Raw genomic sequence first — 15997 nt, 5'->3', positions numbered from 1 at the left:
CGCCCTTCTCGCTTTCCAACCCGTCGATTGGAACCATCCTCATGACCATCACGGATCTGAAAGGCTGGACATCGGCCTTTTCCGCTGCGCTGGGCGCAACCGACCGCTCTGCACTTGCAGCCCTCTTCACGCCCACCTCGCTGTGGCGCGACATACTGGCGGTCAGCTGGAATCTCGTCACGGTCGAGGGCGCGGACGCGATCGTCGACATGGTGTTAGAGATGCAGCCGCAGGTCCATCTCGGCGAGATCAGCACCAGCGCCGCGCCCGGCGCCCTTGAGGGATGGATCACCTTCGAGAACGCTTTCGGTCGGGGCACCGGCTACGTCCGTCTCGACGGCGGCGTGTGCCTCACCATCCTCACCGCGCTGCAAAGCCTCACCGGTCATGAAGAGGCTATCGGGCGTCTCCGGGCCATCGGCACCGGCCGCGCGGACGACAAGCGGAACTGGCTCGAGCGTCGACAGCAGGAAGCCGCCGAACTTGGCCGCGAAATTCCACCCTACGTGATCATCATCGGCGGCGGTCAGGGCGGATTGGCGCTCGGCGCGAGACTGAAGGCGCTCGGCGTTCCCTGCCTCATCATCGACAGGCATCCGAAGGTCGGCGACCAGTGGCGCTCGCGATACAAGTCGCTGACCCTCCACGACCCCGTCTGGTACGATCATATGCCGTACCTGCCCTTCCCGGAAAACTGGCCCGTCTACACGCCCAAGGACAAGATGGGGGACTGGCTCGAACATTATGCCCGGATCATGGAACTCGATGTCTGGACATCGACCGAATGCACCTCGGCATCCTATGACGCCACGGACAGGCAATGGACGGTCAACCTGATGCGCGACGGCGAGAAGTTTGCCATTCGTGCCCCGCACCTCGTAATGGCTGTTGGCAACGCGGGCTTTCCGAACATCCCCGCCTTCGAGGGCGCGGAGACTTTCCGCGGGACGCTCAACCATTCCAGCCAGCACCCGGGCGGCGAGGGTTATGAAGGCAAGCGCGTGGCGGTCATCGGATCGAACAACAGCGCACACGACATCTGCGCCGATCTGGTGGCGAATGGTGCCCATGTCACGATGATACAACGGTCGAGCACACTGATTGTCCGCCAGAAGACGATGCAGAACGTTCTCCTCGCCGCGCTCTATTCGCAGGAAGCGGTCGACCAGGGCATCACGACCGAAAGCGCCGATCTTCTGGTCGCTTCAATGCCGCTACGCACCCAGGAAGCCTATCAAAAACAGATTTGGCAGGGCATCCGCGCGATGGACGCCGACTTCTACGCGAGCCTCGAGAACGTCGGCTTCCAGCTCGACTTCGCCGAGGATGGAAGCGGCATGGCGATGAAGTATCAGCGCACAGCCTCAGGCTATTATATCGACGTCGGCGCGAGCGACATGATCATCAACGGCCGCATCGCCCTGCGTTCCGGCGTCGGCGTAAAGCAGATCGTCGAGGACGGACTCATTCTTTCCGATGGCTCACACCTCGCCGCCGACGCTATCGTCATGGCGACGGGCTTTGGGTCGATGGACGAGTGGGTGGCGCGGTTGATTTCACCGGAAGTCGCTGCGCGCATCGGCAAATGCTGGGGCTATGGGTCGGGCGTCGTGGGCGATCCCGGACCGTGGGAAGGCGAACTCCGCAACATGTGGAAGCCTACCGCCCAGCCGGGGCTCTGGTTCCACGGCGGCAACCTTGCCCAGTCGCGCTTTTATTCCCGCTATCTCGCGTTGCAACTCAAGGTGCGACACGCGAAACTGCCCCTGCCGATCTACGGAGAGCCCAGGTAAACCCAGGGGCCGTGGATGGCCGTGGCGTCGGAGACGTCGGGAAGCGCTACTGATATCAGCTCGCTTCCAGCTCGAAATGCTCGGCAATCATGTCTTCCCATTCGTCGGGGGCGAAGGTCGGCCGCGCATCGAACAGCTCGATCTGCTCGTCAGATGCCACGACGGTGCGCAGCGGCGGCGCGGGATCGGCGGCGAGTCTTGAGATGGCCTTGGCAAGAAGGGAAAGGTCCCCGCCATTGTTCTCGTCGTTCTCGACAATCGCCATCGCGCGCACGAACTTCTCACGATGCGCGGGAGAGACATCGGCCTCGTCGACCAGCGTCCGCGACGCGGTGAAGCCGGTCGGGAAATCGCCGGGCTGGATGAGCGACACGCGCACGCTCGAATCCCGCAATTCAAGCCGCAACGCTTCGCAATACCCTTCAAGCGCGAATTTCGAAGCGCTGTACATGCCCTGATAGGGTACGCCGACGGTGCCTGCGAGCGAACCGACCACAATCAGCTTGGCGGCAGGTCGTTGCCGGAGGTACGGCACCGTCGCGCGCACGACCCGATGGACGCCGAAGACATTCGTCTGGAACTGCGCCACCATATCGGCCATCGGCGTATCCTCGATCGGCCCCATGACGCCGAAGCCTGCGCTACACAGGACCAGATCGACCTGCCCCGCCTGCCCGATGACCGAAGCGACCGCCTGCTCGACCGAGGAATCACTGTCGACATCCATCGCCACAAACTCAACGCCCGGAGCAGCAACGATCTTTCCGGGGTTTCGGGAAGTTCCGAACACACGATAGCCGTCGGCAAGCAGTGCTTTCGCCATGATCTTGCCAAGGCCCGAACTGGCACCCGTCACGAATGCCACAGGCTGCTTGTTGTCATTTGATGCATTGCTCATGAGTCTTCCCAATCTGTGAAATTCGTCATCCAATGGAGCGTTGCTTTTATCCCGGACCTCAGAAGCTGAAGGACACCTGGACGCCATATGTCTTGGGATCATTGTAGTTGAGCTGATCCTGGGTAATGACCGGGAAGAGCGCCGTGAGATATTTGGTCCCTGTCAGATTTTTTCCCCAAAGCGCGATTTCGAATTTTTCATCGGGCTTGTAAGCAAGGCGGGCATTCAGCTGGGCGTGCTCACCAACTGCATTGCCGGGGAGATTGTCAGGGTAAAGATAGATCTTCGAGCTGTACGATGTATCGACATGCGCACGCACGGTTCCGTTCTCGCCAACGGGCAACGTGAGAGTGGCGCCGGCCGACAGCGCGAGCGAAGGTGCGTTGACCAGCTTGTTGCCGTCGAAGTCGGAGCCTGCGAGACCGCTAAAATCCTTGTATTCGCTGTCGAGGATACTTGCTGCAACGAACAGTTCCAGCGGCTCCACGGGCTTCGCGGTAACTTCCGCCTCGAAGCCGAGGATCCGTGCGTTACCGGCGTTGAGCTTGCGCTGCACCGGGACTGTCGCGCTGGTATCGAACACGAACACCTGAAGATCGCGATAATCATAGTAGAACGCAGAGGCATTGAAACGCAGCCGTCTGTCGAACAGATCGCTCTTGAAACCCGCCTCGTAAGCGAAAAGCTTTTCCGAGCCGAAAGGCTGGAGCTGCAGCGGATCGGTCGCGGCACCCCCGGCGAAGCCGCCGCTGTTGTACCCCTTTGAGGCAGACGCATAGAGCAGGATATTGTCGCCCTGCCAGGCAAGTGCAGCGCGCCATGAAAGATCCTTGAAACGGCGACTGTCGTTGATGTCGACGAGCGGGACGATGAAGCCCTCCTCGTCAAAGAAGCTGCTGAAATCGAATTTGATCTTGTCCGTCGAGTAGCGCAGGCCGAGCGTCGCGGTCAGGCGATCGTTCAGCTTGATGTCGGCCTGACCGAAGGCGGCAAGACTGGTCGTCTTCTGCTCATAAGGATAGCGCAGCAGCCCGATCGAGTTTGCCGGATCGAAACCGTTCATCGGCGCCGTCGGATCGCGCAGATCGCGCAGCAGATCATAGTAACTGGCGGTCGTCAGCTTATCGTGGAAATAATATCCGCCGATGATCCACGAAATGCGGTCACCCGTGCCCGAGGCAAGGCGCAGCTCCTGGCTGAACTGGCGGGGCCGGTCTTTGTAGAGCGCATTGATGATGTCGTTGGGGCTGGTATCGGTATCCTCGATCGTGGACCGGTTGACCTTCTCGTAGGCGCTGATCGACGTGAGGGTGAGGTCGCCGATACTGAATTCACCGGTCAGCGAGGCGCCGAACACGTCCACCCTCTCCTGCCCTTCGATGTCATAATCGCCGGCATAGATGTCATCGTCGGTATCAGCATAACCAAGGCCATCAAGCGGCGTGCCGTCAGGCAGAAAGGCCGGGTTCCCGAAAAAGTCGATGCCCTGGCCGCGATGCTGGAATTGCCGGGCACCGCCGCGATTGGCCCCGCCATGGACGCTAAGGCGCAGCAGAGCGGAAGCGCTCGGCGTGAAATCAACGATGCCGCGCGCGGCCCAGATATCGATGTCGTTGACATGGTTGCCGGTCACGCGGTTGAGCGTGGTACCGTCGCGGCGATTGTAGAGGCCGGCGACCCGAACCTTGAGCACGTCTTTCACGATCGGGCCGCCCACGCCCGCCTCAAGATGCACCTCGTCGAAACGGCCATAAAGCAGAGAGGCGTTCATCGTCAGCTCGTTGGTCGGCTTGCGCGAGCTGAACCGGATCGCGCCTGCCGTCGTGTTGCGGCCATAGAGCGTTCCCTGCGGCCCCTTCAGCACCTCAATCCCTTCGCTGTCGAAAATGTTGAACAGCTTGCCGGCGTTGGCGCCGAGAAATACGTCGTCGACATAAACGCCGACCGCGCCCGTGGTATTCGAATTGAAGTCGCCGATCCCGACACCGCGGATGAACAGCGAGGTCGTCGTCGCCGCGGTTCCGGCCTGCATCGAAAGGCTGGGTACAAGCAGGGTCAAGTCGCGCGGGTCGCGAACCCCAGCCTCCTGCAATCCTTCGCCCCCGATCGCGGCGATCGCGATCGGCACATCCTGAACATTCTGGGCACGGCGCTGCGCCGTCACAACGATGACCCCAATGCCGCCGGCTTGTTCCGCATCCTCCGGCGAAGCAGACTCGACCTCAGCCGGCACAGCCTGGGCGAATGCGGGAGCAGCCATCGCGGCAAGCGAGGCGGTCATCATCAGAAGCGTTTTACGCATTGCAGTTTCCCCTCCTTTAAGCGGCCGCCTGTCTTCAGATTGCGGCCATCCATGATCAAATTGGACCGGGCATCCGCGCTACCCTGCGAAGTTGGCTCGACACGCGCTCACCCGAGGTCGCGAGGGGATAACGGCGCGGCATCCCCGCATCCGTCCACGTCCGCAGATGTTGCCGAGAGCCGACGCCCCCAATCCTGTCCCACCGACTCACGCCATCCCTAAAATGGATATTTATCTTATTATTCTTTTTCGATTTGCTATTATGTCAAGCCATATGTGCAATATGGGCCGCATCCTACCTCTATAATCAGATATGTATTGACTTATGGATGGGATAGGGCAGCGTGCGTGCCGGCATCCGGCGGGCAGGGAGCGGCATGACGAATCACGCGATCAACGGGCGGAACCTCGGCACTGCCATCGTCATCGGGTCGCTCGGAACGACGGTGCTCGGCATCGAGCCCGTTCTCCTCAGTGCCATGGTCCATGAAGGACGGATCTCAGAAACGACCGTCGGCGCACTGGTCACAACCGAACTGCTGGCCATCGCTATCGGCAGTGTCATCGGCACGCGCCTGCTGGCCCGCTTCGGAGCCCACAGCGTCGCCGTGGGTGCCGGCCTTCTCACAGCAGCACTCAATGCGGGCACGATAGGTGTCAAAGGCGATCTGGCGCTGATCGCCACGCGCGGCGCGGTCGGCGTGATCGAAGGCATTTTAATGGCCCTCGCCCTCGTCGCGATCGCGCGAAGCAGGCAACCCGAGCGCGCCAGCGGCCTCTTCCTCGCCACCCAGACTTTCATTCAATTCGTCGCCGTATCGCTCGCGCCCAGCCTTGCGCTCGAAGGATCGAACACCGATGGCTGCCTCGCCATCCTTTCGGGTTGCGGACTTGCAGCAACGCTCATCGCAACGATCGCACCTCGGCGGCTTGTCCCACCAGAACGCAAACAAAGCGGCGGCGAACTCGGCCCACGCAGCTTCGTCGGCTTGGCGGCCGTCGGCGCCTTCACCGGAGCGACACTATGCATATGGGGATATCTCGGCCTTTGGATCTCGCACAATGGCTTTCCGGCTGAGCTTGAAAGCAGAGCCGTCGCGCTGTCGCTCGCCGCACAGATCATAGGTGCATTGGTCGCCGCACACCTTGGCTCTCGCTTGCTGCCGCGCGCTACAATTCTCGCGAGCACTGCGCTCGCGATCCTCGTGCTATTGCTGATGCTGCACGCGCAGCATGATATACGCATCCTGTATGCGCTGAGCGCCGCCTTCAGTTTTCTCTGGCTCTTCACGCTTCCCGCCTTCGCCGGCCTCCTCGTCGAGATCGACCCGACCCGGCGCGCACTTCTTTATATCGCAGCGGTCCAGCTCGCGGGGGCCGCGCTGTTGCCAACGCTCGCGGGGATTGCCGTCGGTTATCACGGCATCGGGGGCGCCTTCTGGCTGGCGATAGGCGTGCTGGCGATCGCGATGGCGCTCGTCGCCAGCCTGCACGCGCCGCCCGCGAAAATCGAAAAGGAAGCGTGGCAGGACTGATCGCGAGTGACGACCGCGAAACCTTCAAATTTTCCTAAGCCACCACTTCGGATGCAGCATCCGATTCCTCGATCTCGCGCTGTACCAGAAACTCGGGCAGATAAGTCCGCATATGCGCAAAGCGCGCGCGCCGAACATATTCTTCCTCATGGTCGGGAAGATAGCCGTAGCGATGATTGTACAAGGCCCAAAGCGAGTCATTGAGAACGATCGTCTCGGTTACGCGATCAACGAGGCCCGGGATCTCCGGCAGGACGAAGCATTGCCGGATTTGCGCGATAGCACTCAATGCGAGTTCGCGGTCGAGCTCAAGGTCTCGCGCGCGTATCGTCCAGTTGCTTCCAGCACCGAAGATGATCTTTCGGGCCGCGATGTTCGCATTGTAGAAGCAACGCGATGCCTCGTAGCGAAAATCCACCAGACTCTGCCATGTCGTGAACGGTGTATCAGAGACGGGATTCATGCCCTCCGAGAAAATACCGAAATAGCGCTCCGCCAGCGCCGCGAAGACGTGCTGCGCATCGGGAAAGAAGTGGTAGATCGAGGCAGGCGACATTTCCGCCTCTTCGGCAAGCGTATAAATACTGACATCGCCTGGCTCGCGGTCCTTCAGCACCCGCGCGGCTGCATCGAGGATCGCCTCGAACCGCTCCTGGCTCCGCTTCTGACGCGGTCTTCGGATTTGGGCTGGCCGGGCTTGAGGCTGGTCTTCAATCATAACAGGCGATCATTTATCCAATAATTACAGGGTCTGAGATAAAGCTTGCCCTAATCCCGCGGCCGTTGCAACCGGCCGGCGGCTGCCCGACACGACCTTCGTTCAACAGCATAGACATGGAATAGGCAGTCGATGCGAGTCTTCACCAAACCAATTCTTGATTTGAAATATTCGATATTAGTGGAAATATCTCCACCCCATAGGAATGGTTATGTAACCGCTCGGCGAGATCGACCACCGCTTCCGGTGCAGTCGGGATCATCGTGGCCGTGATCAGTAGCCGATCATCACGTCCTTGGTTTCGGTGAACGCCTCGACACCGGCGCAGACATTCGATCACGGAGCCAGTCTGCCCTGCTGGCGGGCGGCGGCCTGTTCGCCCTGCTGAAAGCGCGGTACGGGCGCGAAACCGTGCCGCACTAGGGCAACAGCGCCGACAACCTGATCGACAGCCATTGGTTGCGCTATCGGCGGGGTTAACTCGGCATTAGCCAGATTTGTTTATCAAGGCGGCAGAGCGCCAACGCCTCGATTGGCGCGAGGGCCGCAGAGCATGAAGATAAACATCCAGAATTTCGTCCGTGCACGCAGCACACGGCTTGTGCTTGCCGCATCGCTTATCGCTGTCAGCGCGATCGGCTTTGCGCCTTATGTCTTCAACGACGTCTCGACGCAGGCGGCGATCAACGCGCCGCTCATTCGCCTGTCGGCGCCGGTTGATGGCACGGTGGCGGACCTGCCCGCAGACGGCCGGTATTTTGCGAAGGCCTCCTCGATCCGGCTGCTTGATCTGTCGCAGGATACGGGAGACGTTGCGGACCTCGCGGCGGCGGCGGATCTGGCGCAGGCGCAGATCGATCTTGCCCAGCGCCAGCTCGCCGAGCTTCGCGTCGAAGAGCAGCGGCTTGAAAAGCGCGCATCGGCATTCAACGCGGCCACGAGCGCACGTCTCGGCGAGGATCGCGGCGGCGCCCTTGCCGATCTCAATGGATGCCAGGCAGAACGCGTGCAGCAGGCGGCAACGCTCGCGCGCGTTCGCAAGCTTGCAGGCGAAGGCTTCATGTCCCCCGCCGCCGTGGAGAAGGCCGAAGCTGCGGCAACACGCACGAACAGCGAATGCAGCAGCGCCGCCGCGAAGCTGCGCTCGATCGAGGTCACCGAAAAGGCGGCGCGTGCCGGCGTTTTTATCGGCGACAGCTACAACGACGCGCCTTATGCCACGCAGCAGGCCGACCGGCTGATGCTGCAGCGGCAGATCATCGAAAAGACGCTGGGCGATGCCACCGCTCAGTACACGCAGGCAAAGCTGCGCCTGAAAGACGCGCTCGGCCGCGCAAGCTACCGCGCGCCCGCCGGAACGCTCATCTGGGCGGCAACGGCAAGCTCCGGTGCCGCCGTGCGCGCCGGTGAACCCATCCTCGATCTCGTCGATTGCCGTCGCCGTTTCGTGCAGGTCGCGCTGCCGGAGCGCAAGGCCGAAGCCATCGTGCCCGGCGGCCCCGCCGACGTGCGCCTGATCGGCTCCGATCGCTGGATGAAAGGCCGCATCTCCAGCATCACCGGCGCCGCGAGCCGCCGCGAGGAACGGCTGCTGGCCGCGTCCACCTATTCGAAGCCGGGCGCGCGCGAGATCATCGTGGACGTCGCGCTTTCGGTAGCCGCACCCGAAGCGCTCGATCCCAGCCGCAGGTGCGATGTCGGGCGGCTGGCCGAAGTGCGGTTCAGCCGAACGATCTGACCGCCTTGAACACGCTCCCGCTGATCGAAACGCTGGCGCCCCTCGCCCTGGTGCTTGGGGCGCTGATCCTGTTCGGCGGTGTCCGCTACAGCCGGGCCGGCATCATCGCGACTGTCGGCGCCACGATCCTCTACTATCTCCACTGGCGAATCACGCGGACGATCCCGTGGTCCGGCGGCCCCGGCGACCTCTGGTGGCCGCTCCTCTGCCTCACCGTGGAGCTCGCGGCCTTGTTTGATGCCGCGATCCTGCTTGCGATCCTCTCCCGCCCCACCGACCGCTCGGCCGAAGCCGATTCTGGCGAAGCCCTGCTGCGCGCAAGATGGACCGAGAACGCCGCGAAGCTGCCTCCCGTCGACGTGTTCATCGCGACCTACAACGAGCCTCGCGACGTTCTGGAAAAAACCATCCTCGGATGCCTCGCGCTCAACTGGCCCGACGCGCGGATCTGGGTGCTCGATGACGGGCGCCGGCAGTGGGTCCACGATCTCTGCGTCGCCAAGGGCGCCGGCTACATCAACCGTCCCGACAACAAGGGCGCCAAGGCCGGAAACATCAATCACGCCCTCACGCTCACGACCGCGCCCTATGTCGCGGTGTTCGATGCCGATTTCGTGCCCCGGCGCGATTTCCTGCTGCGCACGATGGGCTTCTTCGAAGACGAGAAGATCGGGATCGTCCAGATACCGCACAGTTTCTACAACCACGATCCGATGCAGACCAACCTCGGCCTGCAGCAGGCGATGCCGGATGATCAGCGCTTCTTCTTCGAAGCCATCATGCCCGGCCGCGACGGCTGGGATGCCTCGTTCTGCTGCGGCTCGAATTCCGTCACGCGGCGCAAGCTGTTCGAGGATATCGGCGGCGGTCTGCCCGAAGGTTCGATTACCGAAGACATGCTGCTGACGCTGGCGAGCCTGCGCCAAGGCTATGTCACGCGATATCTCAACGAGCCACTCGCTTACGGCCTTGCGGCGGAAAGCACGGCGGCGTTCTTCGTGCAACGGCAACGCTGGGCGCAGGGTGCGATCCAGATCCTCTATCTGAAAGAAGGCCCGCTCGGCCCCGGCCTCAAGCTGCGGCACCGCCTGATGTTCCTGCCCTCGGCATGGATCACGCAGGGTTTGCAATCGGCCTTCGCGATCCTGATGCCGATCATGTTCATGCTCTTCAACCTGTCGCCGATGATCGACGTCGATCTGCCGAGTCTCACGAGTTATCTGCTGCCGCTGGTGCTGGCGCTGCTCGTCGGCATCACGCTGCTTGCGCCCGGCCGGTATTATCCGCTGGCGGCACAGGTTCTCGCTGTGTTCCAGATGTTCCGGATTCTCCCCGTCGTCCTGCAGACCCTGATCAAGCCGCACGGCCACGTCTTCAAGGTCACGCCCAAGGGCTCCGCGGCGGGAGGCGGAAACTGGGAAACGCGCGTGCTTTTCTCCTGCCTCTTCCTGATCGCCGCGAGCGTGGCGGGCATGGTCGCGAACATGGGCGCGGACTATCGCATCGTCGTACAAGACGAACTGCTGCCGATGGTGAGCTTCTGGCTTCTGCTCAACATGCTCGTCATGATCCTCGTCGCGATGATGTGCCTCGAAAAGCCGCGCATCCGCGGTGAGGAGCGGTTCGAGATCCAGCAGCCGCTGTCGCTGCTCAGCGACGCAGGCCACATGATCACCTCGGGCAAGGGCGATATTTCCCTGTCCGGCCTTGGCATGGAGGTCGCCGAGCCTGCTGATCTGGCGATCGGTGAGCGCGTGCAGGTGGTTCTCCCCGAGGTCGGCATCGTTCGCGGTTTCGTCCGCCGAACCGGCCGCCGCATCGGTGTCGCGTTCGATTTCCATTCCGAAGACGTGCGCGACCGCCTGATCGTCTGGCTGTTCACGAACCGGATCCAGGTCAACGCGCAGCGGCCCTCCGCCATGGCTGTCGCCGGGGCGGTTATCCGGAGGTTGTGGGCCGCCGATCTCACGGTGCAGGCCCTGCCCGCGCCCGCGCCCGAGCCCGAAGCGCCAGAGATCAAGCTCTCCGCAGCCACGCGCCTCATTCAGCCCGCCGCCGTCCGCAAGCTCGCGGCGAATCTCGAAGCCGGTGTCGCGCTTGCCTCCTCTTCCGCCGAAGCCGAACCGCAGGAAGAAGTGGCTACCCCGCATTTCGCGCCTCTGCCGGCGCCAAGGCAGGCTGGCCTCGCGCGTTAAACATCCGCGATTTATCAACTGTCGACAGTATGCATATTGTGAAATGCATGGCTCCTGACATAAAACGCCTGCGCCAACGCCGCAGATAGCGGCCGGATCAGGAGTCGCCATGCTGGTCAAGTTGCGCCCGGACGGGTTCACGATCGCGCTTTTCACCGTCGTTGCCATCGCCAGCGTTCTGCCCTGCCGGGGCGAAGTGGCGGAGGGGTTCGCGATCGCCACGCGGCTCGCCATCATGCTGCTGTTCTTCATGCACGGCGCCAAGCTCTCGCGCGAAGCGATCGTGCGCGGCGCAGGCGCGGTGAAGCTGCACATCTCGGCGCTCAGCGTAACCTACATCGTGTTCCCGCTGATCGCGCTCGCGATCGCGCTGGCACCGGACCGGATCGTTTCAGCCGACATCAAGGCGGGCCTCATGTTCCTCGCGGTGCTGCCCTCGACCGTCCAGTCGTCGATCGCGTTCACGTCGATCGGTCACGGCAACGTCGCCGCAGCGGTGTGCAGCGCGTCGCTTTCCAACATCATCGGCGTGTTCCTCACGCCGCTGCTCGCGGGCCTGCTAATCCACGCCCAGGGCGCCGGCGGCGAGATCGATACCGTTGCGGCGATCCGCTCGGTGGTGGTGACGCTGCTGATACCGTTCATCGTCGGGCATCTGTCGCGGCCGCTGATCGGCCGCTTCGTTGATCGCCACAAGGCGTTCCTCGGCAAGCTCGATCGCGGATCGATCCTTCTTGTCGTCTACACGGCGTTCAGTGCGGCGGTCGTCGACGGGCTTTGGTCACGCGTATCGAGTGTCGACCTCGCAACCATCGCGGGGCTTTCCGTGCTGCTGCTCGCCGCGGTGCTGCTCGTTTCCCTTGCGCTGTCGCGCGTGCTCGGCATGTCGCGGGCGGATGAGGTGGCGCTGGTGTTCTGCGGCTCCACGAAGAGCCTTGCGAGCGGCGTGCCGATCGCGGCGGCACTGTTCGCGGCGCCGCTCGTCGGGATGCTGATCCTGCCGCTGATGATCTATCACCAGATCCAGCTCATCGTTTGCGCCGTGATCGCGCGCGTCTACGCGGATCACCCGGAGGCTGTCGCCAGCGCGGCGGAATGACACCTTCGCATATGCCGACGAAAGGCGTCGGCAAAGCAGCAGGGGTGCGAAATATGCGCGCCATGCCCTCCATCCACCGGCGCGACATTCATGGCCGGGAGTTTCGCGGCGATGCGTTCCACAACCGCCGCGTAAGCCGGTAGCGTCGTGGTGCCGGTCGACATCGTGATCGGCCCGTGAAAACCTACGAGCGCCCCCACATCGACGGCAAGCCGCTCGGGATCATGGAACTGATCGAGCCATGTGTGCGCATTGTTCAGGATCGCCGCCCGCGCCGCGTCGCCGAACAGTGCGTCCCACGCTCCCTCTCCAAACGCGACGCGTTCGATGAAGAGCCGAGCGCCCTCTTCCGTCTCGCCGCGCATCAGCAATTCTGCCGCCTGTTTCATCAGCCCCGCCGCTTCGACGCGCAGCGCCTCGCTCTCATCCCCGGCAAGCAGCGCGAACACGGGCGGCTCATGCAGCATCAGGCTGCGCACGCGCGCGGGGAAGCGCGCCGCGAGCATGATTGCGATCGTCGCGCCATAGGAATGGCCGATCACATGCGCGGCTTCGATTCCAAGCGCCGCGAGCAGACCCGCAGCATCCTCCACATCTTCCCCGAGACGTCCCTGCCCCGGCGGCGCGGTGCTCGCGCTGTGCCCGCGACGATCGTAGCGGATGATTCGAAAATCGCCGGCAAGCGCCTGCGCAACTCCATCCCAGCTGCCATGATCATCCCACGATCCGTGGATGCAAAGCACCGGCTCGGCGCCCGAGCCCTCCTCCCGCCACGCAAGCGATATGGGGCCGAGATCGATGCGCGAAATATCATCCGAACCGGTCATGAATTCGATAGCCTCCAGACTTGAATTCGGCTGGAAAACCCATTTTAAACATGGATTTATCGTAGAGGAGAATTTTTCGGAGGAGCCAGTTGACTCCTTTCGTCCACTGTATACACTTCAACTCGTCCACTGTATACAGTGGTCAAAATCAAAAAAGTTACTGCGAGCATCGAAGTAGGGAAGTCGACCGACGCGGGCGGAACGGACTCACAACAATCGCTAAAAACGACGTGCCTGAGTCTCGTCCGGGGGTCCTAAGAGGGGGTGAAGCGATGGTTTCGTATCATGATTCGCGCAATTCTGCGCGAAGCCAAAAGTCGTATTCGTATGCCACGGTCTCGGCGCTTTTGATCGCCACGACGTGTCTTTCCACATTGCCGGCAACCGCATTCGCACAGGCGGAAGATCCGGCCGCCGAAGAGACCATCATCGTTACGGGATCGCGCCGCGAGGCCCGCTCGGTGGCCGATCTTCCGGCCCCCGTCGATATCTTCAGCGCGGAGGATCTCTCGCGTCAGGGCAGCCCGGACGTTGCCAATCTGCTGCGCCAGATCGTGCCTTCGCTCAACGTGAACGACAATACGATCAGCGGCACGGCATCGGGCATTCGCCCGGTCACGCTGCGCGGCCTGTCGCCCGACCACACGCTGGTTCTGGTGAACGGCAAGCGGCAGCATCGCGCGTCGGATATCCCGACTTTCTCGGGCGGCATTTCAGACGGCGCGCAGGGGCCGGACATGGCCTCGATCCCCGCGATCGCGCTGAAGCAGGTTCAGGTGCTGCGAGACGGCGCCGCCGCGCAATACGGCTCCGACGCCATCGCCGGCGTCGTGAACTTCATCATGAGCGATGCGCCCGAGGGTGGAACCATCCAGGCGAAAATCGGCAGCACCTACAAGGGCGACGGTGATTCCTATCAGGTCGCGGCAACGTGGGGCACGCGCCTTGGCGAAAACGGTTTCGTCCGCTTCAGCGGTGAATACAGCGACACCGACATGACGACGCGGGCCGTGCAGCGCGGCGATGCGCAGGCACTGATCGATGCCGGCTTCGAAGACGTGCCGACCCCCGCCACGCGGTTCGGCTCACCGGCATTCAAGGACGATATCAAGACGTTCGTGAACATAGCGGTCGAGAATGGCCTCGGCGGCGAATTCTATGCCTTCGGCGGCTACGCGCAGCGCACCGTCTACAACGATTTCTTCTATCGCAACGCGGCCGATCGTCAGGGCGTGTTCACGGATGGTGCCGGCAATTATCTCGTCGGCGACATGACGCCCGATGATGGCGTCACCTGCGACGGCGGCATCGATTTCGGCGGCACCGGTATCATCAACGATCCGATCGGCGTCAACGACCCGGACGCCCTCGCCCGCCTTGCCGCGGCCTCGGCGAATCCAAACTGCTTCGTTGCACAGAATGTGCATCCGGGCGGCTACACGCCTTTGTTCGGCAACAAGATCAAGGACATCTACGGATCGCTCGGAATGCGCGGCGATATCACCGACAAGCTGAGCTACGATGTCAGCTTCGGTGCCGGTCGCCATTCGATGCACATCTTTGTCGGCAATTCCTTGAACCCGAGCCTCGGCACGGGATCGCCGGTGGATTTCAAGAACAACGGCAAGCGGCACCAGTCTGAAATGGTGTTCAACGCCGATCTCAATTACGCCGCCGACGTCGGCTTCCATTCGCCGCTCAATATCGCGGGCGGTGTCCAGTGGCACCGCGAACAGTTCGAGGTGATCGCGGGCGATCCCGAAACCTATCTCGCGGGCGTGCTCGCGACACAGGGTTTCCTTGTCGGTGAAGAATCCTATCCCGGCTATTCGCCTGCCATTGCTGGCACGTTCTCGCGCCGGAACATCTCCGCCTATCTCGATCTTGAAGCCAACGTCACCGAGGCGCTCGTGCTCGGCACGGCGGTCCGCTTCGAAGACTTCAGCGATTTCGGCAGCAAGGTGACGTACAAGCTCTCCGGCCTTTACAATATCACCGAAGATTTTGGCATTCGCGGCACTTACGCGACCGGCTTCCACGCGCCGACGCCGGGCCAGCAGAACTACAGCGGTCTCACCACCGAACTCACCACCGACGGCCGGCTTATCCAGTCGGGCATCATCCCCGCCACCAATCCGGCGGCGGTTGCGGTGGGCGGCAAGCCGCTGAAGCCCGAAACGTCGAAGAGCTTCAGCCTCGGCTTCGTCTACGATGCCGGCTGGCTGAGCCTCACGGTCGATTATTTCAACATCAAGATGAAGGATCGCCTCACCCAGTCCGCCAGCTACGCGCTGACGGATGAGCAGAAGGCAGCCCTCGTCGCCGCGGGTTATCTCAGCGCCGTCGATCTCGGCTCGGTACGGTTCTTCACCAACGACTTCTCGTCGAAGACGCAGGGCGTCGATGTGGTTGCAACGATGCCGCTCGATTTCATCCCCGGCGGCAAGACGAACTTCAGCCTCGCCGGCAACTGGACGGAAACCAAGGTCACATCCTTCGATCCGACAGACCCCGACGAGCTCCTGAGCGTGACGCGCGTTCTGCAGCTGGAAAAGAACCTGCCCCGTTATCGCGGCAATGCCTCGATCACGCACACGGCGGATAATTGGCGGGCCCTGGCGCGCGTCAATTATTACGGCAAGTACACCGAGATGCACGTCAACTCGGGCGGCCTCAGAATCGATGCCGGCAGCGAAATCACGTTCGATGCCGAACTCGGCTACAATATCACGCCGGCCATCGAGCTGTCGGTGGGTGCTCAGAACCTGCTCAACAACAATCCGGACATCAATCCGTATCGCTTCATCCTCGGGTCGAAATATCCCACCACGTCGCCGATGGGCGTGAATGGCGGCACGTATTACGCACGCGTACAGTTCCAGTTCTAGTTTC

General features: G+C 62.3%; 10 protein-coding genes. 6 read left to right on the top strand and 4 right to left on the bottom strand.

What is annotated here, in order from left to right; all coding sequences use genetic code 11:
- The first annotated feature begins 41 nt into the window (after positions 1-41).
- Positions 42-1793 carry a flavin-containing monooxygenase gene (locus tag ACE3TJ_RS17755; RefSeq protein ID WP_374598577.1) on the top strand — a complete coding sequence of 584 codons (1752 nt, stop codon included), beginning with the start codon at positions 42-44 and terminating at the stop codon, positions 1791-1793.
- 55 nt (positions 1794-1848) lie between these two features.
- Here ACE3TJ_RS17755 and ACE3TJ_RS17750 read toward each other — a convergent pair whose 3' ends face one another.
- Together ACE3TJ_RS17750 and ACE3TJ_RS17745 are read right to left on the bottom strand one after the other, a co-directional pair.
- Complete coding sequence (locus ACE3TJ_RS17750) at positions 1849-2691, bottom strand: SDR family oxidoreductase (protein WP_374598575.1); 843 nt, start codon at positions 2689-2691, stop codon at positions 1849-1851.
- Positions 2692-2749: 58 nt separating this feature from the next.
- Entirely contained in the window at positions 2750-4993 is a 2244-nt protein-coding gene (locus tag ACE3TJ_RS17745) for a TonB-dependent receptor (protein WP_374598574.1), read from the bottom strand.
- A gap of 344 nt (positions 4994-5337) precedes the next feature.
- Here ACE3TJ_RS17745 and ACE3TJ_RS17740 point away from each other — a divergent pair, with 344 nt between their 5' ends.
- Positions 5338-6528, top strand: a complete 1191-nt coding sequence (locus ACE3TJ_RS17740) for an MFS transporter (RefSeq protein ID WP_374598572.1) — start codon at positions 5338-5340, stop codon at positions 6526-6528.
- Positions 6529-6562: 34 nt separating this feature from the next.
- On the opposite strand, the gene ACE3TJ_RS17735 is transcribed toward ACE3TJ_RS17740, so the two are convergent.
- Positions 6563-7246, bottom strand: coding sequence for a TetR/AcrR family transcriptional regulator (locus ACE3TJ_RS17735; RefSeq protein ID WP_374598570.1), 684 nt, complete (start codon positions 7244-7246; stop codon positions 6563-6565).
- 553 nt (positions 7247-7799) lie between these two features.
- On the opposite strand from ACE3TJ_RS17735, the gene ACE3TJ_RS17730 reads away from it, so the two are divergent.
- The 3 genes from ACE3TJ_RS17730 to ACE3TJ_RS17720 all read left to right on the top strand — a co-directional run bounded on the left by ACE3TJ_RS17730 (position 7800) and on the right by ACE3TJ_RS17720 (position 12278).
- On the top strand, positions 7800-8984 hold the full coding sequence (locus ACE3TJ_RS17730) for an HlyD family efflux transporter periplasmic adaptor subunit (RefSeq protein WP_374598568.1): 1185 nt from the start codon (positions 7800-7802) through the stop codon (positions 8982-8984).
- A gap of 5 nt (positions 8985-8989) precedes the next feature.
- The gene (locus ACE3TJ_RS17725) at positions 8990-11179 is read left to right on the top strand and encodes a glycosyltransferase (RefSeq protein ID WP_374598566.1); all 2190 of its coding nucleotides are present in this window, start codon (positions 8990-8992) and stop codon (positions 11177-11179) included.
- A gap of 109 nt (positions 11180-11288) precedes the next feature.
- Positions 11289-12278: a bile acid:sodium symporter family protein gene (locus tag ACE3TJ_RS17720; protein ID WP_374598564.1), complete on the top strand. Its 990-nt coding sequence runs from the start codon at positions 11289-11291 to the stop codon at positions 12276-12278.
- Here ACE3TJ_RS17720 and ACE3TJ_RS17715 read toward each other — a convergent pair.
- Positions 12245-13105 carry an alpha/beta fold hydrolase gene (locus ACE3TJ_RS17715; RefSeq protein ID WP_374598562.1) on the bottom strand — a complete coding sequence of 287 codons (861 nt, stop codon included), beginning with the start codon at positions 13103-13105 and terminating at the stop codon, positions 12245-12247. The genes ACE3TJ_RS17720 and ACE3TJ_RS17715 overlap by 34 nt on opposite strands.
- A 374-nt stretch (positions 13106-13479) precedes the next feature.
- Between ACE3TJ_RS17715 and ACE3TJ_RS17710 the strand changes: the two genes are divergently transcribed.
- Positions 13480-15993, top strand: a complete 2514-nt coding sequence (locus tag ACE3TJ_RS17710; RefSeq protein ID WP_374598560.1) for a TonB-dependent receptor plug domain-containing protein — start codon at positions 13480-13482, stop codon at positions 15991-15993.
- Positions 15994-15997: the final 4 nt, after the last annotated feature.

It is taken from the genome of Sphingosinicella sp., assembly GCF_041916975.1.
Taxonomy (GTDB): Bacteria; Pseudomonadota; Alphaproteobacteria; order Sphingomonadales; family Sphingomonadaceae; genus Sphingosinicella.
Note: the sequence above shows the minus strand (reverse complement) of the source record. Positions and strands in the feature narration are given on the sequence as shown.